Annotated in this window: 21 protein-coding genes and 1 pseudogene; 15 read left to right on the forward strand and 7 right to left on the reverse strand. The window is 56.7% G+C overall.

Annotated features, from left to right (window positions below; translation table 11 throughout):
* Positions 1-93 precede the first annotated feature (93 nt).
* The 3 genes from POR16_RS03325 (at position 94) to POR16_RS03335 (ending at position 3976) form a co-directional block, all read left to right on the forward strand.
* The gene (locus POR16_RS03325) at positions 94-1743 is read left to right on the forward strand and encodes an acyl-CoA dehydrogenase family protein (protein ID WP_054997219.1); all 1650 of its coding nucleotides are present in this window, start codon (positions 94-96) and stop codon (positions 1741-1743) included.
* A 52-nt stretch (positions 1744-1795) separates the two neighbouring features.
* Positions 1796-3259: an AMP nucleosidase gene (gene amn / locus POR16_RS03330; protein ID WP_005888770.1), complete on the forward strand. Its 1464-nt coding sequence runs from the start codon at positions 1796-1798 to the stop codon at positions 3257-3259.
* 78 nt (positions 3260-3337) lie between these two features.
* Positions 3338-3976, forward strand: coding sequence for a pseudouridine synthase (locus tag POR16_RS03335; protein WP_005888771.1), 639 nt, complete (start codon positions 3338-3340; stop codon positions 3974-3976).
* Between the two features lies 1 nt (position 3977).
* Here the strand turns inward: POR16_RS03335 and POR16_RS03340 are convergent, their stop codons facing one another.
* Positions 3978-4457: an Lrp/AsnC family transcriptional regulator gene (locus POR16_RS03340; RefSeq protein WP_005888773.1), complete on the reverse strand. Its 480-nt coding sequence runs from the start codon at positions 4455-4457 to the stop codon at positions 3978-3980.
* A 344-nt stretch (positions 4458-4801) separates the two neighbouring features.
* Positions 4802-5320 (reverse strand): hypothetical protein, encoded by a 519-nt coding sequence (locus POR16_RS26855; RefSeq protein ID WP_050587048.1) that lies wholly within the window; start codon positions 5318-5320, stop codon positions 4802-4804.
* Here POR16_RS26855 and POR16_RS26860 point away from each other — a divergent pair.
* Positions 5312-6022 (forward strand): DUF6515 family protein, encoded by a 711-nt coding sequence (locus POR16_RS26860; RefSeq protein ID WP_005888777.1) that lies wholly within the window; start codon positions 5312-5314, stop codon positions 6020-6022. The genes POR16_RS26855 and POR16_RS26860 overlap by 9 nt on opposite strands.
* Before the next feature lie 5 nt (positions 6023-6027).
* Here POR16_RS26860 and POR16_RS03350 read toward each other — a convergent pair whose 3' ends face one another.
* Together POR16_RS03350 and POR16_RS03355 are read right to left on the reverse strand one after the other, a co-directional pair.
* On the reverse strand, positions 6028-6921 hold the full coding sequence (locus POR16_RS03350; RefSeq protein WP_005888779.1) for a cation diffusion facilitator family transporter: 894 nt from the start codon (positions 6919-6921) through the stop codon (positions 6028-6030).
* 27 nt (positions 6922-6948) lie between these two features.
* Positions 6949-7368, reverse strand: a complete 420-nt coding sequence (locus POR16_RS03355) for a hypothetical protein (protein WP_005888782.1) — start codon at positions 7366-7368, stop codon at positions 6949-6951.
* A gap of 536 nt (positions 7369-7904) precedes the next feature.
* On the opposite strand from POR16_RS03355, the gene POR16_RS03360 reads away from it, so the two are divergent.
* On the forward strand, positions 7905-8831 hold the full coding sequence (locus tag POR16_RS03360; protein WP_055004139.1) for a Gfo/Idh/MocA family protein: 927 nt from the start codon (positions 7905-7907) through the stop codon (positions 8829-8831).
* A 73-nt stretch (positions 8832-8904) separates the two neighbouring features.
* The gene (locus tag POR16_RS03365) at positions 8905-9873 is read left to right on the forward strand and encodes an alpha/beta hydrolase (protein ID WP_005888788.1); all 969 of its coding nucleotides are present in this window, start codon (positions 8905-8907) and stop codon (positions 9871-9873) included.
* 10 nt (positions 9874-9883) lie between these two features.
* Here the strand turns inward: POR16_RS03365 and POR16_RS03370 are convergent, their stop codons facing one another.
* Both POR16_RS03370 and POR16_RS03375 read right to left on the reverse strand, forming a co-directional pair.
* Positions 9884-10423, reverse strand: a complete 540-nt coding sequence (locus POR16_RS03370; RefSeq protein WP_054997220.1) for a DsbA family protein — start codon at positions 10421-10423, stop codon at positions 9884-9886.
* Between the two features lie 107 nt (positions 10424-10530).
* Positions 10531-11226, reverse strand: coding sequence for a tRNA (adenine(22)-N(1))-methyltransferase (locus POR16_RS03375; protein ID WP_005888794.1), 696 nt, complete (start codon positions 11224-11226; stop codon positions 10531-10533).
* A 170-nt stretch (positions 11227-11396) separates the two neighbouring features.
* On the opposite strand from POR16_RS03375, the gene POR16_RS03380 reads away from it, so the two are divergent.
* From POR16_RS03380 to POR16_RS03400, 4 genes and pseudogenes are all read left to right on the forward strand, one after another.
* Entirely contained in the window at positions 11397-11780 is a 384-nt protein-coding gene (locus POR16_RS03380; protein WP_005888795.1) for a RidA family protein, read from the forward strand.
* Between the two features lie 123 nt (positions 11781-11903).
* Positions 11904-12893 carry a DKNYY domain-containing protein gene (locus POR16_RS03385; protein ID WP_051126712.1) on the forward strand — a complete coding sequence of 330 codons (990 nt, stop codon included), beginning with the start codon at positions 11904-11906 and terminating at the stop codon, positions 12891-12893.
* 218 nt (positions 12894-13111) lie between these two features.
* Positions 13112-13426, forward strand: coding sequence for a hypothetical protein (locus tag POR16_RS03390; RefSeq protein ID WP_005888799.1), 315 nt, complete (start codon positions 13112-13114; stop codon positions 13424-13426).
* Positions 13427-13523: 97 nt separating this feature from the next.
* Positions 13524-14647, forward strand: a pseudogene (locus tag POR16_RS03400) (J domain-containing protein).
* An 80-nt stretch (positions 14648-14727) separates the two neighbouring features.
* On the opposite strand, the gene POR16_RS03405 reads toward POR16_RS03400, so the two are convergent.
* Positions 14728-16068 (reverse strand): aminotransferase-like domain-containing protein, encoded by a 1341-nt coding sequence (locus tag POR16_RS03405; RefSeq protein ID WP_005888802.1) that lies wholly within the window; start codon positions 16066-16068, stop codon positions 14728-14730.
* Between the two features lie 167 nt (positions 16069-16235).
* Between POR16_RS03405 and POR16_RS03410 the strand changes: the two genes are divergently transcribed.
* The 5 genes from POR16_RS03410 to hrpB all read left to right on the forward strand — a co-directional run bounded on the left by POR16_RS03410 (position 16236) and on the right by hrpB (position 22521).
* Complete coding sequence (locus tag POR16_RS03410; RefSeq protein ID WP_005888803.1) at positions 16236-16949, forward strand: serine O-acetyltransferase; 714 nt, start codon at positions 16236-16238, stop codon at positions 16947-16949.
* Positions 16946-17740 (forward strand): alanyl-tRNA editing protein, encoded by a 795-nt coding sequence (locus tag POR16_RS03415; RefSeq protein WP_005888806.1) that lies wholly within the window; start codon positions 16946-16948, stop codon positions 17738-17740. Before POR16_RS03410 ends, POR16_RS03415 begins: the two co-directional genes overlap by 4 nt.
* Positions 17737-18930 (forward strand): MFS transporter, encoded by a 1194-nt coding sequence (locus POR16_RS03420; protein WP_005888808.1) that lies wholly within the window; start codon positions 17737-17739, stop codon positions 18928-18930. Before POR16_RS03415 ends, POR16_RS03420 begins: the two co-directional genes overlap by 4 nt.
* 13 nt (positions 18931-18943) lie before the next feature.
* A complete protein-coding gene (locus tag POR16_RS03425; RefSeq protein ID WP_005888810.1) occupies positions 18944-19846 on the forward strand; it encodes a pyridoxal-phosphate dependent enzyme in 903 nt (300 codons plus the stop codon).
* A 170-nt stretch (positions 19847-20016) separates the two neighbouring features.
* Entirely contained in the window at positions 20017-22521 is a 2505-nt protein-coding gene (hrpB, locus tag POR16_RS03430; RefSeq protein ID WP_122381214.1) for an ATP-dependent helicase HrpB, read from the forward strand.
* Positions 22522-22559 lie beyond the last annotated feature (38 nt).

A 22559-nucleotide genomic window follows, 5' to 3' on the forward strand; every position in this document is an offset into this window, starting at 1 on the left:
TCTGACGTTTCGGCGCCTATGCCACTGTCGCCCGCATCGGGTGCGTGATTCACTATCTGCCGGGTGCGCATGCAAACAGGCAGGAGATGACCCATGACCCTGAGGCCATTCGCTGAAACTCATCTGGTCACCAATCAGCCGCCATCGCTGGACGGCGTAAATCTCTACCGCATTGACCTGCCGCTTCAGAAATGGAGCCAGCGATACGGAGCATGTTGGGCGCAGGCGCGGATCGACGCTTATGGTGCGCTGGCGGGCGGGCCCTTGATGGCTGCGGGTTTTCTGGCAAATCGGAACAAGCCTGTGTTTGCCAGCCACGACCGTTACGGGCATCGCATTGACCTTGTCGAATTTCACCCGGCGTATCACCAACTGATGAGTACTGCCATCGAGCATGGCATTACTTCACTGCCGTGGACCGAACCGCAGCCCGGCGCTCACGTCGCACGCGCCGCGATGAGCTATCTGCACACGCAGGCCGACCCCGGCAGTGGCTGCCCGCTGACCATGACCTTTGCCAGTGTTCCGGCGTTGAGGCAGCAGCCGGGCCTGGCCGACATCTGGCTGCCCAAGGTGCTGTCCACTCAGTACGACCCCCGCAATGTCGGTATTGCGCACAAGGCCGGTGCGACCATTGGCATGGCGATGACTGAGAAACAGGGCGGCACCGATGTGCGGGCCAACACTACACGCGCTTTTCCGGCAGGTGTCGGCGGCCCAGGCAAGGCCTATGAGCTGGTGGGGCACAAGTGGTTCTGCTCTGCGCCGATGTGCGATGCGTTTCTGACTCTGGCGCAGACTGGAAAAGGGCTCAGTTGCTTTCTGCTGCCCCGCCACAGGCCTGATGACACCCGCAACGAGTTTTACATTCAGCGTCTGAAAGACAAGCTCGGCAACTGGTCCAACGCCTCCAGCGAAGTAGAGTTTCGTGGCGCGCTGGCGTGGATGATCGGCGAGGAAGGACGCGGCGTGCCAACCATCATCGAAATGGTTGCGATGACCCGTTTCGATTGCATGATCGGCTCGAGCGCCCTGATGCGTCAGGCGCTGACCCAGGCCACACACCATTGTGCGCACCGAGCGGTGGGCGGTCGACTGCTGGCCGGGCAACCGCTGATGCAGAACGTGCTGGCTGACCTGGCGTTGGAAAGCGAGGCCGCGTTGGCGCTGACCTTGCGCCTGGGCCGTGCGCTGGATCATCTGGATGATGACCACGAAAGGCGTTTCGTCCGGCTAATCACGGCAGTGGGCAAATACTGGATCTGCAAGCGTGCCCCGGCCATGATCAACGAAGCCGCCGAATGCCTGGGCGGCGCGGGCTATGTCGAAGACAGCATTCTGCCCCGGCTGTACCGCGAGGCCCCGGTCAATTCGACGTGGGAGGGCTCCGGCAATGTGCAATGCCTTGACGTGCTGCGCACACTGTCCAAAGAGCCCGGCGCACTTGATGCGCTGTTCGACGAACTGGGCGACGGGCATGGCGACCGGCACTTGGCGTTGCATATCAGCAAGCTCAAAACGGCATTTCACGACACTGGCGACATTGAGTATCGCGCCCGGCAACTGACGGAAGACATCGCCGTTGCTGTACAAGGCAAGCTATTGCTGGAAGCTGGCAATGCAGCGGTCAGTGATGGTTTTATTGCTGGTCGAATCGCGTCAGTTGGGCGGGTATATGGCGCCTTGCCACGAGGGGTCGACGTAGAAACATTACTGCGAAGGTCTTCGCCGCAGGTGGCATGAGCACGCGAACCCGTTACGATGCACGACTGCAAGATCAGACAGGACATGAAACGTGACCCAAGCCTTTGTTGTCGTAGACACCGCCGAGCAAGCCGTCGAGCGGCTTGCCGAGCTGCACGAACGTGCGACCAGCGCGTTGAGCCAGGCGCTCAAGCGCTACCTGAAAGACCGCGTCGAGCCGACCGCCGAAGAACGTGCGCAGTTCCGCTATCCGGAGCTGCGCCTGGTATACAAATGCCACGGTGAAGTCCCGCTGACGACCCGCGCTTACGCCAAGGTCCAGCTGCCGGGCACTTACAGCGTCACTGTCACGCAGCCCAAGGCATTCAAAAAGTATCTGCTGGAGCAACTGGTTCCGCTGATGAGCGACTTCACCGTGACGGTTGAAGTCGGTATGAGCGAGCAGAACATCCCCTATCCCTACGTGGTGGAGCAGGGTGACGAGCTGGCGGGCACCGGCGTGACCGCTGCTGCGCTGGCGCGGGTCTTCCCGAGCACCGACCTGTCCGCCGCGACCGATGGTATTGCCGATGGCCTTTATGACTGGGCCAATGTCGATCCGCTGCCACTGGCGCTGTTCGATGCCGCACGGGTGGATTTCTCTCTGCGCCGCCTGGTGCATTACACCGGCAGCGACTGGCGTCATGTTCAGCCGTGGATTCTGCTGACCAACTACCACCGTTATGTTGACCAGTTCATTCTGCATGGCCTGGAAAAACTCCGTGAAGACCCGCGCTTCGTGCGCATGGTCCTGCCGGGCAATGTGGTAGTGGACAAGAGCATGGGCGTTGACGAAGCCCAGGCGATTGTTGCCAGCGTGGTCTGGCACCGCTACCAGATGCCGGCTTACCACCTGATCGCCGAAGACGGCCATGGCGTGACGCTGGTCAATATCGGCGTAGGCCCTTCCAACGCCAAGAACATTACCGACCACCTGGCGGTGCTGCGTCCGCACTGCTGGCTGATGATCGGTCACTGTGGTGGCCTGCGTCAGTCGCAGACCATCGGCGATTACGTGTTGGCCCATGCCTACATGCGTCGTGACGGTATTCTCGACCGCGTGCTGCCGCCGCACATTCCGATTCCGGCCCTGGCCGAGGTGCAGCTTGCCTTGCAGGAGTCTGCTGCGCAGATTACCGGCGAACGTGGCGAAGAGCTCAAGAAGCGTCTGCGCACCGGCACCGTGCTGACGTACGACGATCGCAACTGGGAGCTGCGCTGGGCGCAGGAACGGCCGTTGATCAACCTGTCCCGCGCGGTGGCGGTGGACATGGAAAGCGGCACTATCGCCGCCCAGGGTTATCGTCTGCGAGTACCTTACGGCACGCTGCTGTGCGTTTCCGACAAGCCATTGCACAGCGAAATCAAGCTGCCGGGTTCGGCCAATGCGTTTTATGAGCGTGCGGTCAGCCAGCACTTGAAGATCGGCATTGCTGCGCTGGACCTGATGCGCACTCAACTGAACTCGCTGCACTCGCGCAAACTGCGCAGCTTCGATGAGCCGCCATTTCGTTGATGGCTGTTCGTTAATAGGTTGGTATTTGCAGAAAGGGCCACTAAAGTGGCCCTTTCTGTTTTCCGATTGCCCATTCCCATGCCCCGCACTCAACGCCCTGTTTCCCGACGCGCTACTCCCGGCCCGGCGAATGCTTCCCGCCGTGTCGCCAAAGCGCCGCCAGCCGAACCGAAGCTGATCCTGTTCCTGTTCAACAAGCCTTTCGACGTGCTGACGCAGTTCAGTGACGAAGGTGGTCGGGCCACGCTCAAGGACTTTATCGACATTCCCGGCATCTATCCGGCAGGGCGGCTGGACCGCGATAGTGAAGGTTTGCTGCTGCTGACCAACGACGGTCAGTTGCAGGCGCGGATTGCCGATCCGAAGCACAAGCTGGCCAAAACCTATTGGGTACAGGTCGAGGGCGAGCCGAACGAAGCCCAATTGCAGCAATTGCGCGACGGTGTCCAGCTTAACGACGGCCCGACCTTGCCGGCCGAAGCTCGGCAACTGGAAGAGCCGCAGCTCTGGCCTCGCAACCCGCCTGTGCGCTTTCGCAAAAGCGTGCCGACCAGTTGGCTGGAACTGGTGATCAAGGAAGGGCGCAACCGGCAGGTAAGGCGCATGACTGCCGCAGTCGGATTGCCCACTTTGCGGCTGGTGCGAGTCAAAATCGGCAACTGGACGCTCGACGGGCTGGATCAGGGCCAATATCGCGAAGTCGCTGCACAGCTATGAGTCAGCTGCGCAGGTGAATCAGCGGCATTTCCGTGCTGGCCAGCACCTGATTGAGCACGAAACTCGACTTGACGCTGGTCACGCCCTCGATACGCGTCAGGTGTCCCAGCAGCAGCTTCTGATAGTGATCCATGTCCGGCACCACCACTTTCAGCTGATAGTCCGCGTCCATGCCGGTCACCAGGCTGCACTCCAGGACCTGCGGCAGATTACGGATGTGCTGCTCGAAATTCTCGAACCGCTCTGGCGTGTGTCGGTCCATGCCGATCAATACGTAGGCGGTCAGGTTCAAGCCGAGTTTCTTGCGATCCAGCAGGGCGACCTGACGCACGATGTAGCCGTCGTCCTCCAGCTGTTTCACCCGACGCGAACACGGTGAAGGCGAAAGACCAATTCGTTCGGCCAGCTCCTGGTTGGAAATGCGCGCATCCCGCTGCAGTTCCGCCAAAATGCTCAGGTCATATCTGTCGAGCTTGCTCACGGTGCATCCCTTAATGAGTTCAATTGCGCTGGATTATTCATCTGAAGTCAAAAATTGCGCAAGTGATGTTTTAATCGGCAATATTAGCAATCTTCGGCCACCGCATCGGGCCTATTCTTTTAAGCGTAATCACTGCCCGGACACAGCGTCCAGCGCGACCCGCCCAATCAGGCCGGTCGCGGCCTACCACCCGATAGGGTGTGCAAGGCCCCCGGGCTACATACTGTCCAGAAGACGGCATGCGGTGAGCCGACGTCAAAAGCGTTGCGCAGGACGACGAAATATCTCGAGGGGGCCACAGGGTCCCCTTTTCTTTGTCTGCTGATAAAGTGCGCAGAACGGCGCTACGCTTCAGCAGTCTTAATAACGTCTACCCGCGTCCGAGTGAGGAAAGCATGAAATCTGGCATCTGGCAGTTTGCGGGGGTAAGTCTGTTGTGTCTGAGCATCGGCGCTCATGCATGGGCCGACGAGCGTGATGAATCTCGGCAAAACCAGCTGTATGGCAGCCCCGGTGAAAACGGGCAGCAGCGCCAGCAGCAGCAACAGCAACAACAACAGCTCTACCAGCAGCAGAACAATCAGCAGCGCCAGATTCAGCAACAGCAGAATCAGCAGCGCCAGGTCGAGCGTGAGCAGCAACAGCAGATCAATCAGCAACAGCTCAATCAACAACGCCAGATCCAGGAACAGCAGACCCAGCAGCGCCAGGTCGAGCGCCAGCAACAGCAGCAGATTCAGCAGCAACAGCTTCAGCAGCGCAACGTCGAACGTCAGCAGCAACAGCAGATCGAACAGCAGCAGCGCGATCAGCAACGTCAGATTCAACAGCAGCAAAACCAGCAGCGCCAGCAGTTGCGCCAGAGTCAGGACAATCTGCCTATCCAGAGCGGGCCGAAAGAGGTCTGGCAAAGCCAGCCACCGCGTGAGGGTTACTATCAGGACATCCCGCGCGGCAATAACCGCAACTGGCAGGCCGGTCGCCCCAATGATCGCTGGGAAGGTCGTCCGGACGGGCGCGGCAACGGCTGGGGGCCAGGCCCGCAATATCGTCCCGGCCATGCGATAGATCGCGTCCCGGGCGGCTATTCGCGCATTCCCTATCGCGGACAGGATTTCTACTATTCGCAGGGCTACTGGTATCGCCCGCAAGGCCCCCGCTATGTTGTGGTGACGCCGCCGTATGGCGTTCGCGTGAGCAGACTGCCTTCCTATTCACAGGAAGTATGGGCCGGCAGCAGCCTGCTGTTTCTGGCCGCAGGTACTTATTATGCGTATCAGCCTGATACTCAGGATTATGTAGTGGTCAATCCGCCGCAGAACGACGCGGGTTATCAGGCCCCGGCCGAGCAGCAGAGCAACGGCTACGACCCGGTTGCCTATCCTCAGAACGGTCAAAGCCCGCAACAAGTCGAACTTGATCGTTACCAGTGCTACCGCTGGGCCGCCGAGCAGAGCGGCTTTGACCCAGCCAATTTTTCCGGCCAGCCGCCGCCTGACGTAGTCGACCTGTATCGCCGCTCGATGGGCGCGTGTCTGGCAGGGCGCGGTTACAGCGTCAATTAGGCTCGTCAGGCGTCACTGTTCCTGACCACTTCCTGCGGGTCGGCGTGGACCAGCACTTCGGCTTTCGGGAACTGCTCGTGAATGGCATCGGCGACCTTGTCGCACAGCGCGTGAGCCACCGACAGGGTCAACGCCCCCGGTAATTCCAGATGCAACTGCACGAACCAGTGATTGCCGGAAATTCGTGTGCGTAGATCGTGCGCCCCGAGAACACCCGGCACACTGCAGGCGAGTTCCAGCATGCGGGTGCTGACATCCGCCGGCAATTCCTCGTCCATCAGCACCGAGACGGTTTCGCGGGCGATTTGCAGGGCGCTCCACAGAATGTAAAGCGCGATGCCCAGGCCAAAGTAGGCATCCAGCTGTTGCCAGCCGAAATAAGCCAGGGTCAGGGCCACCAGAATGCTGGCGTTGAGTAACAGGTCAGAGCGGTAGTGCAGCGAGTCGGCACGAATCGCTGCAGACCCCGTCGCCTTGATGACCCGCGATTGCAGAGTGAGCAGTGCCAGCGTCAGTGCGATGGAAATAACCATGACCACCATGCCCAGCAACGGCGCGCCCAAGGGTTCGGGGTTCTGGATGCGCTCGATTGCCTGAACCGCGATCAGCACGCCACTGACGGTGATGAACAGCGCCTGTGCCATGCCTGAAAGCGCTTCCGCCTTGCCATGACCGTAACGATGATCATCATCGGCGGGACGCAGCGCGTAATGCACCGCGAGCAGGTTGAGGAACGACGCTGCACCGTCGAGCAACGAATCGGTCAGCCCGGCCAGCAGGCTTACCGATCCGCTCAGCCACCAGGCCACGCCCTTGGCCAGAATCAGCGTCACGGCAACCGCCAGCGAGGCCCGGGTCGCCAGACGCAGCAGTCGGGAATGTTCGGCAGTGGTGCTCATGACGCTTTTCCTTGAACGGTATGTGTATCAGGCCGCCGGGACCAGACCCAGTGAAGCCAGCTGCTCGACGCTGCCTTTGTGCTGAATCAGGCGTGGGTCATTCAATGGCAGCGAGCGGCCCAGTTCGGTTTCGATGATGGCTTGCAGCTTGGTGTTATCGACGCTGCCGTCGGCCTTGAGCGCTTTTTGCAGTTTCTGCGGATCAATCTGCGCGTGCTCGCCTGGCGCGTAATAGATTGCACCTGTCGCGAAGTCCACCGCGAACGCGATCACACCGGGGACGATGTAGAACAACAGCGCGAACGCATCCAGCGCCGCAATGGCCGGGTCAACCTTGCCATCAATCTGACCCCGGCGGTCCGGATAGAAAATACTGCCGCAGGCAGAAATCTGAGTCAGCAACGTGGCGACCAGAACGCCACCGATCAAGCGAGAAGGAATGCGCATGGAAAGCTCCTGAAATGAAGAGGGCAACTATACAAGGCAATGGCTGCAAGGCTAAGACTATTGAGCGATGGGAGTGGTTCTGTGGCTGATGAATATCGATGCTCGTGCCTGTCCTCTGTGCTGAGCGTTACACACAAGCCTTGAACGCCCTTAAAACAGGCTTCTACCCGCAGTGCGTTTGCTGCCGGTCCCCTGCAGATCGGAAGCACGTTTACCACAAGAGCGAGCCGGGCAGTTATCAAGATCGTCCCGACGCTCTGCGTGGGAATGCAGTTCGCTACGCAGCGACAACGCTTGCTTCAGGCCGCACAAGATGCAGGCGCGCGCCAGGCCTGCTGCATGCTAACGCGGAGCATTGGCACGATAGTGATTGGCGTACTCCAGCCTCAAACCAGGGATAAGCGCTCAACGGCTTCAATACTGCCCTCGACGATCATCCACTGAAAACAACTGTGCTTTGCCGATGCCCCTTACCGATCATGATTAACATCTGGTTTACTGTGCCCAAGATAATTACAAAGACCCAGGAGTCATGTATGCAACCGATTCGTCTCGGTCTGGTGGGCTACGGCAAGATCGCTCAGGACCAGCACGTGCCCGCCATCCACGCCAATCCAGCGTTTCAATTAGTGGCTGTTGCTACGCAGGGTCAGCCGTGTGCCGGGGTGGAGAACTTCAAGTCCTTGAGCGAACTGCTTGAAAGCGGCCTGGACGTTGATGCAATCGCGTTCTGCACGCCGCCTCAGGGACGATTCGCGCTGGTGCAGCAGGCGCTGGCCGCAGGTAAGCATGTGCTGGTTGAAAAACCGCCCTGCGCCACATTGGGCGAAGCGATGGCATTGGTGCAGCAGGCAACGGAGCAGGGCGTCAGCGGTTTTTTCGCCTGGCATTCGCGATACGCGCCCGGTATCGAGGCCGCGCGTGACTGGTTGTCGACCCGTACCCTGCACAGCGTACAGATCGACTGGAAAGAAGACGTGCGCAAGTGGCACCCAGGCCAGGCGTGGATCTGGCAACCTGGTGGTCTCGGCGTATTCGATCCAGGTATCAATGCCCTGTCGATAGCAACCCATCTGTTGCCGCTTCCATTGTTCGTAGCGGCTGCCGAACTGCGCGTACCCAGCAACTGCCAGTCGCCAATTGCCGCTTCGATCAAGATGTCCGATACCCGTCAACTCGATGTCCGCGCAGAGTTCGACTTCGATCACGGCCATGATGAGCTCTGGAGTATCGAGATTCGTTGCGCTGAAGGCACGTTGCGACTGGATAACGGCGGCGCGCTGCTGAGTATCGATGGCGTGCGTCAGGCCGTTTCGGAAGAGGGCGAGTACGCAGCTGTATATCGTCACTTTCAACGCCTGATCAGCAACAAGGCCAGTGACATGGACCTGCAGCCATTGAGACTGGTCGCGGACAGTTTTTTTGTCGGCAGTCGCGTGTCGGTTGAACCGTTTTACGATTAACCGCCTCTCAGGTACACGCGGGAGCAAGCATCGTGCTGGTTCTCGCCACCTCAGCCTGACTAGAGAGTGAAACGTGGACATCAAACAGCTTTGGCCATTCAGCGAGCAAGAGTTGGTGGAAGTGCGTCGGTTCAACAAAACCCTCGCACGTCTGCCACGCTTTCGAATCCGCAACCGCGTCACGCCTTTGGTGATCCAGACATTGTTGCGTGTGAGTCAGGTTGGCGGCGCCCTCAAACCTTCAAGGCATGGCCTGCGAATCGAAAAAAGAGTGGTCAGCACCAATAACGTTCCGGTGCCGGTGCGAATTATCAAGCCGCGGGGCACGCCCAAGGCCGTAGTGCTGGATATTCATGGGGGCGGCTGGGTGATCGGCAACGCGCAGATGAATGACGATCTGAATGTCGGCATGGTCAATGCGTGCGATGTAGCTGTTGTCTCGGTTGATTATCGTCTCGCGTTATCAACCCCCGTTGAAGGCCTGCTGGACGATTGTTTCTCTGCTGCTTGCTGGCTGTTGGGCGACTGTGAAGAGTTTGCCGGGCTGCCCGTCATCGTCGTCGGCGAATCAGCGGGCGGGCACTTGGCTGCCGCCACTTTGCTCAGGCTGAAAGCCAGGCCCGACTTGCTCGAGCGCGTCATCGGTACGGTGCTGTATTACGGCGTCTACGACCTGACCGGAACACCGAGCGTGCGCACTGCAGGCCCCGATACGCTGGTGCTGGACGGCCCGGGAATGGTCAGCGCAATGCGCTCGCTCACCCCCGATATCAGCGACGAAGAACGCCGCGCCCCGCCGTTATCGCCACTCTATGGCGACCTGACCGACCTTCCGCGCGCATTGATGTTTGTCGGGGAGATTGACCCTCTACTGGACGACACGCTGCAAATGGCTGAGCGCTGGTCAGACTCGGCGAACGTTGAAATGCATCTTTTGCCTGAGTGTCCGCATGGGTTTATCCACTTTCCGACCGCATTGGCGCGCAAGGTTCTTGCGCGCACTCATGAATGGATAAACGAGCGGACTGCGGCGCTGGCCTGAGCCCTTTGCCTCAGGCTATCTCCGAGACCCACTTCGATACCGGGTCGCCGCTGCTCAAACCGGGCTGCACGAGGCCGTCGATCATGAACGTCGGCGAGACGTGAATGCCGTTCTGTCGTGCATATTTGGTGTGCCACTTCACAGCCTGTTCAAGCTCGGGATTGGCAAACGCTTCGGCCAGCGCCAAGCCGCTGTAACGTTCGATTCGCGCAATGATGTCATTGGGCGTGGCATCGAGGTTTGGCCCGCCAGCATGGTGTTCAAACTCGAACTCTTCGCGATGCGAGGCAACCGCGGTCATCACCGCCTTGGCGCTTTCCTTGCCGTCTTCCAGAGTTGCTGCCGCCAGAATGCAGCGCACGATGACCCCGGAAAATATGTGCCAAGGCTGAGATTGCAGGCGAATTTTGACAGTGACCCTGTCTTCCCCGGCTTGCGCCAGCAGCTCGTCGAGCTTGAAGAAGGCCTTCACCGAAAAAGGGCAGGTTGGCTCAAGGAATACTTCGAACAGGCGAGGCCCGTGGCCCCAGGAAAGTGAGTCTGACTGCATGCTTGTGTTTCTCCTGTCGATGATTGCGCAAGAGGCGCGTGGAGACTGATTTACGCGGTCTGTCGACCCTGCGCTTTTGAGAGCTGCTCAGGCGGGGAGTTCGATTTTCAGGCCAGCAACTCGGTTATCCACCTTATCTGCTGCGCAACCTCCTGCATTTTTTCTTCGGGTACTGCCCTCTGTGCTTTGGCAAAGCTGCTCAGTGTCTTCTGTTTTTCACCCAACAACCGTTGCCATTTGAGCAAGAATGCGGGGCTGCGCGCCTGCATCTGCAGAGGGCCGAAATACAGCTCTTTTGCGGTGTACTTCACTGAGCCAGTGCATTCGGCGACGATGATTTCGTAATCGAAACGGTTTTCCCGCAGCACCTCCTCGCCGACGATGCGGTAGCCATTCTCCATCAGCCAACGGCGCAGCGGCTGTTCACCACCGTTGGGTTGCAGGATCAGGCGCTCCTGACCGCTCAGGCGCGCCTTGCCGCTTTCGAGGATGTCGCGAATCGTCTCGCCGCCCATGCCACAGAGGCTGACTGCAGTGATCCCGTCTGCCGCCTCGATCGCCGCCAGGCCATCAGCCAGACGTACGCTGATCTGTTGATCCAGATCGTTCTCGCGCACCGTGCGCTCGGCAGCGCAAAACGGCGTCAACGCTACTTCGCCTGCTACCGCCGCCGCGATGACCCCACGGTTCAACAGTGCCACCGGCAGGTAGCCGTGATCCGAGCCGATATCAGCCAGCCGCGCGCCTTTCGGCACATGCAAGGCAACGCGCTCAAGGCGCATGGACAATGTCTGTTCTTTCAATCGCCACACCTTTTAACCGGAAACATCCGACACTGTTGGCTGGATCGGGGCCGCGATTCTGTCGGGCAACGCTGCGCATTTCAACTTTCCACGAAAAAGCCCACGACTCGACCCGCCCCTGTCGCTCGCGTAGGCTTGCCGTTTTACGTACTTGGCAGAGCAGAGACCTCATGGCAAACGCAGACATTACCTTCACTCCCGACCCGGATGCGGACTCCATTTCCTCTGATGTTGCCGATTTCAACGGCCTGCTGGTCAGCACCCAGATCCCGACTCGACCCGACGGCAGCCTGGAATTGGGCGACATCAGCGAACAAAGCGAATGCACGCTTCGCGCCTTGAAAGACGCATTGGAGAGCGCTGGCAGTTCGATGGACCGGGTCATGCACCTGACCATCTACCTGACCGACATGGCAGATCGCGCGGCATTCAATGAAGTGTACAAACGCTTCTTCAAAAAACCGTGGCCTGTTCGGGCAGCGGTGGGTGTGGCTGCGCTGGCAGTGGATGGAATGCGTGTGGAAGTGACAGCGATGGCGGCCAAGGCGGGCTGATGCCCGTCGTTTCTGATTAGTGACTCTCGTGCCAATGCGCTGGTACACATTTCAGCGAATATTGTTCAAAACTGATGAGGCTTAGCGCGACTGTCAGCGTTTAGTAACAGTAAACATAAGGAGATGTATGTGAGGTCGGGCCGCAGGCTGTTGGTGATCGCCGTTGGGGTAGTCGTATCAGGTTTCATAGGCAAAGCCGTCTATGAGGCCTTGCCCGGTGATATGGGTAGTGACCATATAAATGTCGTTTGCAATGAGGTTGTTATCGGCCGCTTCGATGGCGACGGTAGCATTGATGACACCAAAAATAAAACGCGGAAGTGCTCTTCAGGTATGCGCGCTATCTCTACTAATTATGTGGTTCTTGACGACGATGTCTATTGGATGAGTCAGGTGCGTTATAAAGAAAAGCCCTGCATTACTGGGGCCGGTGATGCCTCAGGAGCGATTAGTAATTTGTCGTTTTCATGCCTGTTCTCGAAGCAAGGTCAGATCAACTCGATCGAGGAGCGTGAGCTTCATCTGGTGGCTCATAACTCGCCTGCCTTTCAGTCGATGGAGGGCAGTCTAAAGGGGCTTACTGATTGGCAGCTTGATCAGTTAGCCTATTATGCAAAGGACGATTCTTCTGTTTACTACCGTGGACGAAAGTTAAAAGGGGCAAAGCCAAATGACTTTTCGGTAATCTTCCCTTTTGGTGATGATAAGAGATGGTATAAGTACTCTGTTGCCGTAAGCGGAAAAGAAAAGTTTATCGGGGGTATGGGCGTCGGAAATATTGATTTATATAATTTCCGTCTATTTATCCCTGTTGCCTGCCCCGGGCATGGACTCTCTGCCTGTACAAGCTATAAAGACGTGAACGTTTTTTTTGAATACGGCAACTGGGATCAAGGTCTGCTGGGGCAGGTAGGGGATGATGTTATATTTCTGTATACCTACGGCGTTGAGCGGTTCGCTGATATGGCATCTTTAGACACATTTATGTTCGCGACCAGCAAGAAAATGTATCTATACACCAAGGCACAGTTTTATGAGCTGGGTACCCAATATCCTTTTGATAGGAAACTGATACCGATTGACATGAATGATTTTGAGAATAATCGTTGGTGACCCGATTCTTTTCATTTTCAACGGCACACGTTTTTCGGCGTTGACAACAGAAGGAATCCCCACCTGCTCATCGCATTGACGCTGCCTATCATGAAGCAACCTTCGCTCGCGACAAATGTGCATGGCTGATAATTGATGGCGTCGGGATTGAACAGTGGCTAGCTGTTCACCTCAATCATGCAGATGTCTCCAGATATGGTCTTTCGCTGCTTTGGCTGTTGTATGACGAAGAAGATGCTTTGGCGAAGAGACGTTTTATCCCTGGAGCGGATGGCTCATCGACAATTGTTCCGCTGCTTGTATTCAATGAGGACCTGGATTTTGACAACACGACGCTGGTCACAGAGCAGGTTATAAAAGATGACACGGTGCATTGGGTGCGTTTTGGCTGGAGTGTTTCGGATGGACTGAAAGTCGGCATTTCGACTCGATGGAACGCTGGCGGTGAGCCTGTGAGCTTTGCTCTGGACGAGTTTCGGGCAGCGCTGGAAAAGCTCGATGAGCTTATCGAAACGCACGTGCCCAATCGCTGAATCGCCGCCCCTAAAAGTCTGATGCGAATATTGATCCCACCGTGGAACCAGATCTCGTTGCTTGCTATCAAGGCGATATCAGTTCCCGGGGAAGCCTATGATCAACCTCACCCACATTGCGTCTTCATTGGCGCGGGCAGCGCTCAGCGATTCGACAAAGCCGAAGATGGAGCGCGCGATAAACGTCGCGAGCCACATCGCTGGCAAAGTCGTGCTGCAGATCACCAGCTCATTACTGGAGCAGAAAGGTCTGCTTAACGAGCGTCAGCAGAAGGGCTCTCGATGATTCTCAAGGCCTTGAGCGGCAAGGAGCCGTTGAACAATGTCGAGACGCACGAAGGGGGAGGCCGATTCAATCTGGCGCGAGCCGCCTTCGACGTGGCCAGCGTTGTCTGGGAGCGCGACAAGTCGATGCATAACGTGATGAGCTTTCTGGGCGTCAGCGACAGCAAGGGCAAGATGTTTTTCTCTCTGGGCAAGAAGCTGGCGGATGCAATGGCCAAGTCTGAGCCTGGCAAGGACAACAGTGAAGCCACTAATGCGCGCCATGCCTATTTCTCCAGCAACTTGAAACTGAACAAGTTGATGAGCGACCTCACTGACCAGGTTTTCAACAAGATTCGCCAGTCGAACGGTGCTCGCGTGCGACGATCCGCACCCGGCCCATCCTGGAGACCTGACGGCGCTCAGCAGCAAGCGCGTCCTGGCACTCGCCCACAAGCCTGCAGTGCGCCGCCGCCCAAAGCAGAGCCACGACCTGCGTCGGGCCGACCTGACGGCCACCAAAAGCAGGCACGCCCGGAAACACCGCCTCGTACTCGACCGCGGGCCAATAGCACTCCGACACTGCTGCCGAAAGCAGAACCCAGTGCAGGCGGCGAACGGCCTTCAACGGCGCGGCCTAATAACACATCGGCTGCTGACGCATCTGCCAGGGTGGGCGATTCCGTGCCTGCCAAGCCGCCCGTCAAGCCGTTGTACGAGCACCTTGGCCTCACTGACATGTCGGTAGATGTATCTGCCGTTAAAAAGTCTTACAGAGATGCCGCGCTGAAGAACCACCCTGATAAAAACCGCTGCAACGAGGCCGAGGCGGCCTAGCGTTTCAAAGTCATTTCAAATGCGTACAAGATTTTGTCCGACCCGGAGTTGCGCAAGGATTACGACAATGGCCGTATCAATGAGGCTGGTAATAGGGCATGGGTAGATGTTCCGGTCTGACTCCACGCTCACGGCGGCGCCGTTGAGCGGCGGGTGCCGCGCGTAAGCAGTCAAGATAACTAAACGCTGCTCTTCGCCGATCACACCGAAAAGTGCTCTTCCACTGTATCGGAAAAATGCGTGCAGTTTATCCGGGCAAAACGCTGGTAATCGCGAGTCACCGAAAACGCCGAGCCCGGCATTAGCAGGATGTTGTGTTGCTCAAGTTTCGTCATGAATGGCTTCAGGTCAGGGATGTCCGGGTGATAGGCCCATATGAACATGCCACCTTGCGGCGCCATATCAAACTTCCAGCCCCGTTCAAGTAATGAGCGCTGTGTCTGTACCTGTTGGCCGATGAGCCTTTGCTGCACATTCTGCATATGCCGTGCGTAAGTACCGTCTGCCAGAATGGTATTGACGAACCGTTCGCAAAACGCTGGAACGGCGACGCAAGTCAATAGTTTCAGGCGTGTCAGGGGTTCTATGAGGCCTTGTGAGCAAGCGATATAGCCCACGCGCAACGATGCGGAAAGACACTTGGAAAAACTTCCGACATAAATCACTCGCTCCAGGTTGTCCAGCTCGGCAAACGTCTGGCGAACCACCGGGCTGAAGTCGCCGTATACGTCATCTTCGACCACATAAAACTCGTGTTCTACGGCGAGACGCAATACCTTGAAAGCGTTATGCGGACTAATGTTGCTGCCGGTCGGGTTGTGAAAAGTGCTATTGCAGAAGAAGGCTTTAACAGTGTGCTTTGCCAAGTAACTTTCCATCTCGGCAATGTCGGGACCGTCTTGAGTCCGGCGCACGCCTACAACGTGACCGCCTGCCAACTGGATCAACCTGATCAGGTTTCCATTCCCCGGCTCGTCCACGAATACATGATCCCCCGGCCTGATCAACAGCCTTGCCACCAGGTCCAGACCCTGCGTCGCCCCCAGCGTAGTAAGAACCTGCCCCGGTCTGATATCGATACGCGTCAGGCGCTTTATATGCACGCAAAGTTGCTTGCGCATTGGAAGGTATCCGGAAACGTCGCCGTATTCGGCCAGTGAGCTCTGTTCCAGCCTCGCGGTGCGCCGAATGGCCTTGGCTAGCAATTCTGTATCTCGCCATGCCGGTGGCAACCAGCCGCATCCTAATTTGTTGTAGTGGGGCCCGGCTTGCAAAAGCTTGAATAGGGGATCCTCGGCCACCCATTCGGGCTCATTGGGGGGATTCTCGTGCGATATACCTCCCGTTACAAAATAGCCGCGTCCGGGAGACGCCGTTAGGACGCCTTCGCTTACTAAACGTGCATAAGCAGACACCACATCGTGATAGCTGACGTCAGCGGATGCGGCCAGTTTTCTGATTGAGGGCATGCGTTGCCCGCCAAGCCACTCGCCTGATTCAAGGCGTTGCTTCAACGAGTCGTAGAGAGAATTTAGGCTCATAGGGGGGCAGCAGACTGATAGGAAAAACACCCTAACAGTTACCTGGAAAGCTTGTCGACTGTGTGCCTTCAAGGCGCCAGCTAATGCCAAGATGGGTCTATCGGCGTAAAGGCCGTTAAAAACCACATCCTAAAGCCCCGCAAACCAGAAAACTGGATATCGAGATAATGCCGTATCTGGACACACAGGCCGCACGGCCTTCCAGGCTCTCTGCCACACCCGATCATGAATCATTTCAGCTAATAAGGAATCTCGTCATCGCCGCGTTACTTGAGTGCTGTTCTGTTGATGAGTTTAATGAGCTGAAAAAGACACCTCTCATTGAATGTGTTACCCAGCAGGCCCATGAAGACTTAATCATGTTCGCAAGTAAAGACCCTGCGGCAGGTTCTGATCCACTCTTTATCGCAAGAACCTACACATCGTATGCTGCAGTGATGCATTACCGGCTTGCCAGCTGGGTCAATCTTAATGCTGCTCAACTGTGCATTTTCCGTAACCAGTCACTCGCTGCTGTTATTTCCAGAAGAGGAAAAATGCTTTCGGGCGCCGAAATACACTTTCGTAGTCGTATCGGCGCCCGACTAATAATTGATCACGGGTATGGAACTGTCATTGGTGAAACCTCTTCCATTGGTGACGATTGCTATATTCTTGGGGGCGTCACACTGGGCGCGCGAGGTATTAGCAGTAATGCTGCAACACCCCGTCATCCTAGAATTGGAAATCGCGTACAGATCGGTGCGTTTGCGAGTGTTTTGGGGCCTGTGGAGGTGGGGGATGATGCTTTCATTGGTCCCGGTTGTATTATCACTAAAGACATTCCCTCTGGTGCTAGGGTACAGGTTAAAACAATGTTGCAGGTGGTGACGGCGCAATGAAAAATACTGCCATAAACCAAGATGTGTTACGCAGTACCAGAAAGCTTTACTATCAAGATCAGTATTTGATGTCTGCACGTGCCACAGTGACCCGAGTACAACTTGATGCTATTGAAGTAGACCGCACCGTTGCTTATCCGGAGGGCGGTGGTCAGGAGGCGGATTTTGGTACGATCGAACTTCGCAGTGGTTTGGTGCGGTTTATAGGAGCCAAAAAACTCTACGGCACCCCTATTCGGTTAGAAGGTTTTAAAGGGGGGAAGTTGGGTGGGATTATTCTTCATATGGTTCACCCGGACGATTTGCATTTGCTTGATAAGATAAATGAAGGCATGACTGCTCATGTTAAAATCGATATTCTTCGTCGCGCGCGATTAACCCTTTCACACACCGCTAGCCATTTTTTATATGCTGCAGCAGTGAGTTTGCGCAAAGAGCTTAAACAGTGGACCCTGGGCTGTCATATTAAAGAAGATTCGGCACGGTTCGATTTCCTTGTGGAAAAACCTTTCAGTATTGAGGAGGTCAGTGAAATAGAGCGTCGGGCGAATGAGTTGATCGTCCGCAATAAGATAATCGAGAATTATGCAGTGCAAGGATTAGAGGATGCACGGATGTGGGTTTACCAAGGCATAGAGATTCCGTGTGGTGGCACTCACTTGGACTCTCCTCAAGCAATAGGGCATTTAAGCGTTCGTCGTAAGCGCTTGGGCAAATGTAAAGAGCGACTTATTTGTGATTTTCCTGGTGCGGTGATTGATTTATCTCCGTATCATGGGCAAGCCTTATGACAAGTAATCTTCCCAAACATACATATCTTTATTTCGCCGCACAATCCATCAACCTGACCACGGCAGTTATGTCAGTGACTATGGCTGCCATTGTGGGCTCAGCGCTCGTACCTGACGCCAGGTTTTCAACGGTACCGTATGGGTTCCAGTTTCTATTTTTGATGCTCGCTACATACCCTGTCTCGCGATTGATGAGTCGCATCGGTCGTAAAAAGGCATTCATGCTTGGTGCAATCCCGTTGGTAATATCTGGCATTACGGGATTTTGGGCTGTTGATCATCAGCATTTTCCAATGCTGGTGGTTAGTCATTCTGCGCTTGGAGTTTATATCGCATTTGCCAACTTCAACAGGTTCGCGGCAACCGATAATCTAGAACAACGACTAAAGCCAAAAGCTCTCTCGTTGGTCGTGGCTGGAGGAGTCATTGCCGCCTTGCTCGGGCCAGCGTTGACTGGGTTGCTTAGGGATCTGGGTGGCTACCCTCTATTTTCCCTATGCTACGCTTCATTTGTAGGGTTGGCGGCACTGTCTTTGTTTATTACCGTATTCCTGCCAGGTGATCCTATTTTACCTGCACGTTACAATGCAAATGACCGGCTTGCCAAAAACCTCCCGTGCTCAATGAAACCACCGGTAATGGTTGCCATGACAGTCGCGGCGATAAGCTATGGAATCATGAACTTGCTGATGATTCAGGCTTCTATGCACATGAAACATCTGCATCAAGATTTTTCGGATATCCGCCTTGCGATTCAGTGGCATGTGATCGCCATGTTCGCGCCCTCCTTTTTTACAGGCGCTATCATCCAAAAACTCGGAATAAAAACTACTATCTGCGTGGGCCTGATGATGTTGATTGCCTGCGCGGCCATGAACATGGTTTCAAATGGTTATGAGACACTAACTGTTTCACTCATCGTTCTTGGTTTGGGCTGGAACCTGACTTACGTCGGAGGCGGTGCACTGCTGGCTCATGCCTTGCAGGATAGCCCTGGCGCCATGCAAGTGCAGGGTAAAAACGATCTCGCCATCGCCGTTTTTGCAACAATTGGCGCCTTTACTCCATCACTCTTGCTAAGTACCGTGGGGTGGGTTGGCACCAACGTTATATGCGTTGCTCTGTGCGTAGCATTGTTAGCGGTAACGGTCAGCTTGCTGAGTCGAAAGCCGGAATCAAATGGCTCATGACAGGAGGCGACAAGTGAGCAAACTTATCAGAACGGGTGGTAGAATTTTGACAAAGTTGGAGATGAACAACCCCGGAGGTAGTCACAAATACCGTGCGGCCAGTTTCATCATAGAGCACGCCTTGCACACCTGCAGGATTATCCCAGGGATTACTACGGTGATTGAAAAGACTGGCGGTAATTTTGGATTTGGTTTGATAGCTGCTTGTCACAAGCATGACATTCCAGTTGAGTTGGTAGTGGGCCTGGGTTTCAGCCAGATCAAAAGAGATCTCTTGGAATGCTTTGGCGCCAAGCTGATTGGAAAGGATATGCTGGCCGCTGGTGCATCGCCAAAAGAGGTCGTTACCTACCATTTGAAGCATCAGACAGAAATGGGAAAGTCGTACTATTACACTGACCAGTTTAACAACTATGTCGGGATCGAAGCCCACCGTTATCAGACCGCTTCTGAACTCGCATGCCAACTGGCAGAGTCTGGTGTTGGCAGACGTTTGCTGTTTGTAGGTTGCGCAGGTACTGGTGCAAGCTTTACAGGTATAACCTTGGGTTTGAAAGATTTTGGCTTTGACGTTTCGACTGTGTTGGTTGAGCCCTCTGGCTGCGATTCGAGGAGAGGTGTTTTTTTGGAACATCGTCTTGAAGGAATGGCGGTTGGCGTCTGTCCGCCTTTTTTGGACTGGTCTCTGGTGAACGTCCGACGTCATGTTAAGCATGTGGAGATGTTAGCCGCGCAACGATGTTTCTATATGCAAAGCGGTACGTTTGTTGGTAATACCTCCGCGGCTTGCCTATCAGCCGCGCACAATCTGGCCAGCCTTCCTGAATATGCTGATACCACGCTGGTTACTATTGCTTACGATTCTGGGCTTTGGTATCACGACTTGCAAAAATCTGTAACGCAGACGGCTGCTTGATTGCTCAACAGATAATGCCGGAAAGTTCGATCCGGCCGCAAACATTGACGTGTTGTAAGCATGGCGATCAATAGTTCGCCCGATTTTTGATTCTGCGTCCTGCTATAAGCCTGCTCACTCTCTTGCACCCCCACCCCGGTATACTCCCCCGCATCTCCCTGGGAGCTCCCATGATTCAGTTACCCATCGACACCGTGCTGCCAGCCCTGCGCCAGGCCCTGACCACACGCCATGAAGCCGTGCTTGAAGCCCCGCCCGGTGCGGGCAAGACCACGCGGGTGCCGCTCGCGCTGCTTGAGGAAACCTGGCTGTCCGGGCAGACCATTTTGATGCTGGAGCCGCGCCGTCTTGCTGCGCGTGCGGCGGCGGAACGGTTGGCCAGTGAGCTGGGCGAGAAGGTGGGCGAAACTGTGGGTTATCGGATTCGTCTGGAAAGCCGGGTGGGGCCGAAGACGCGTATTGAAGTGGTCACCGAGGGGATTCTTACGCGTCGTTTGCAGGACGATCCGGCCCTTGAAGGCGTAGGGCTGCTGATTTTCGATGAGTTTCACGAGCGTAGCCTGGACGCCGATCTGGCGCTGGCCCTTAGCCTCAATGGCCGCGAGCTGTTTCGTGATGATCAACCGCTGAAAATCTTATTGATGTCGGCAACGCTGGAAGGCGAGCGGCTTTCGGCGTTACTGGGCGATGCGCCAGTGGTGCGCAGTGATGGGCGGATGTTTCCAGTAGCGATGCAGTGGGGGCGTCCTTTTCAGCCGGGTGAGTTTATCGAGCCGCGTGTCGTGCAGACGGTGCTGGATGCGCTGGGCAGCGAGTCCGGCAGCCTGCTGGTGTTTCTGCCGGGGCAGGTCGAGATTCGTCGGGTCAACCAGCAGTTGGCGGAAGCGCTGGGCGAGCGCGCCGATATTCTGCTCTGCCCTTTGCATGGTGAGCTTGACCTCAGTGCGCAGCGCGCGGCCATTGAGCCCGCGCCCAAGGGGACACGCAAGGTGGTGCTGGCGACCAATATCGCCGAAACCAGCCTGACCATCGACGGCGTGCGTGTGGTGATCGATGCCGGATTGGCGCGGGTGCCACGTTTCGATCCGGGCAGCGGTATGACGCGCCTCGACACCCAGCGTATCTCACGGGCCAGCGCTACTCAGCGGGCCGGACGGGCAGGGCGACTGGAGCCAGGCGTTTGTTATCGGCTGTGGTCCGAGGCGCAGCACGATCAGCTGGCTGCCTACGGGGCGGCGGAAATTCTTCAGGCAGACCTCGCCGGGCTTGCGCTGCAACTGGCGCGCTGGGGCGTCACGCCTGCGCAACTGGTCTGGCTCGACATACCGCCAGCCGCAGCTTATGCACAGGCGCAGGACCTGCTGGTACGGCTTGAGGCACTTAGCTATCAGCCGGGACAACTGCCAGCCCTGATGCCCCACGGTCAGGCGATGGCCGAGCTGCCCGCCCATCCGCGCATCGCGCACTTGCTGCTGCGCGGCCATGCGTTGGGCCTGGGCGAGCTGGCCTGTGACGTGGCCGCGCTATTGGGCGAGCGCGATATCCTGCGCGGCGGCGGTGCGGATCTGCATAGCCGCCTGACCTTGCTGGCGGGCAGCGAGCGTGCTGCGCGTGGCGCACAAGGCGGCGTGCAGAGAGCCAAGCAGCTTGCGCGGCAATATCGAGGATACCTGCGCGGCGCAGCAAACAGCCCGGTCAGCGATCCTGACCATCCACGCTGGCTGGGTGCTCTACTGGCGCTGGCTTATCCGGATCGCGTGGCGCAACAACGTCGCGCTGGCGGCGCTGAATATCGGTTGGCTAATGGTCGTGCGGCTCTGTTCGCCGAGGCCGACGCACTGATGAAACAGCCGTGGCTGGTCATCGCAGACCTCGGCAGCCGCCAAGGCCAGCGCGAAGAACGCATCTACCTCGCCGCCGAGTTTGATCCGGCATTGTTCGACTCCGTGTTGGCCGAGCAGGTCATTACCTTGGACCAGATCGACTGGGACGAGCGCGAAGGCGTGTTTCGCGCAGAGCGACAGCGCAAAGCTGGCGAACTGATCATCAGCCGCGAACCACTGATCGGACTCGACGAGGCAGCCCGCAGCCATGCGTTGTTGGCGCTGGTGCGTCGCAAAGGTCTGGAACTGCTGCCCTGGACGCCGGAACTGCGTCAGTGGCAAGCGCGTGTCGCGCTGCTGCGCAACCTCGATGTCGACAAAAACGCAACAAGCGAATGGCCCGACCTGAGCGACGCACAACTGCTGGCCACACTCGAAAACTGGCTGATGCCCTATCTGGGTAAAGTCACCCGACTCAGCCATTTCGGCCAGCTCGACCTGTCATCCATCCTGCGCAACCTCCTGCCGTGGCCTCTCCCGCAACAACTCGAAGCGCAGGCCCCGCAGACCATCCAGGTGCCGTCCGGCTCGAATATCCGTATCGACTACAACGAACAGCCGCCTGTTCTCTCGGTGCGGCTGCAGGAGTTATTTGGGTTATCCGATACGCCACGCATCGCTAGCGGGCGGCAGGTGCTGAAGCTGCATTTGTTATCCCCGGCGCGTCGTCCCGTGCAGGTTACTCAGGATCTGGCTAACTTCTGGCGGTCGACCTATATCGATGTGAAAAAGGATTTGAAAGGGCGGTATCCGAAGCTATCACGCAACGTTCATCAATTGGCATATGCGTGAAACGTTGGAGTATTGACATTTTTGTTGGAAAAATATTG

Origin of the sequence: Pseudomonas coronafaciens pv. oryzae str. 1_6 (assembly GCF_000156995.2) — a bacterium.
In the GTDB taxonomy this organism is placed as follows: domain Bacteria; phylum Pseudomonadota; class Gammaproteobacteria; order Pseudomonadales; family Pseudomonadaceae; genus Aquipseudomonas; species Aquipseudomonas tremae.

Bases quoted from the DNA above. Each gene is read 5' to 3' on its own strand.
- POR16_RS03420 (WP_005888808.1), top strand. From the start codon at position 17,737: ATGACAAGTAATCTTCCCAAACATACATATCTTTATTTCGCCGCACAA.
- POR16_RS03385 (WP_051126712.1), top strand. From the start codon at position 11,904: ATGTATGTGAGGTCGGGCCGCAGGCTGTTGGTGATCGCCGTTGGGGTA.
- hrpB (WP_122381214.1), top strand. From the start codon at position 20,017: ATGATTCAGTTACCCATCGACACCGTGCTGCCAGCCCTGCGCCAGGCC.
- POR16_RS03355 (WP_005888782.1), bottom strand. From the start codon at position 7,368: ATGCGCATTCCTTCTCGCTTGATCGGTGGCGTTCTGGTCGCCACGTTG.
- POR16_RS03335 (WP_005888771.1), top strand. From the start codon at position 3,338: ATGCCCCGCACTCAACGCCCTGTTTCCCGACGCGCTACTCCCGGCCCG.
- POR16_RS03360 (WP_055004139.1), top strand. From the start codon at position 7,905: ATGCAACCGATTCGTCTCGGTCTGGTGGGCTACGGCAAGATCGCTCAG.
- POR16_RS03380 (WP_005888795.1), top strand. From the start codon at position 11,397: ATGGCAAACGCAGACATTACCTTCACTCCCGACCCGGATGCGGACTCC.
- POR16_RS03410 (WP_005888803.1), top strand. From the start codon at position 16,236: ATGCCGTATCTGGACACACAGGCCGCACGGCCTTCCAGGCTCTCTGCC.
- POR16_RS03415 (WP_005888806.1), top strand. From the start codon at position 16,946: ATGAAAAATACTGCCATAAACCAAGATGTGTTACGCAGTACCAGAAAG.
- POR16_RS03325 (WP_054997219.1), top strand. From the start codon at position 94: ATGACCCTGAGGCCATTCGCTGAAACTCATCTGGTCACCAATCAGCCG.
- POR16_RS03370 (WP_054997220.1), bottom strand. From the start codon at position 10,423: ATGCAGTCAGACTCACTTTCCTGGGGCCACGGGCCTCGCCTGTTCGAA.
- POR16_RS03350 (WP_005888779.1), bottom strand. From the start codon at position 6,921: ATGAGCACCACTGCCGAACATTCCCGACTGCTGCGTCTGGCGACCCGG.
- POR16_RS03405 (WP_005888802.1), bottom strand. From the start codon at position 16,068: ATGAGCCTAAATTCTCTCTACGACTCGTTGAAGCAACGCCTTGAATCA.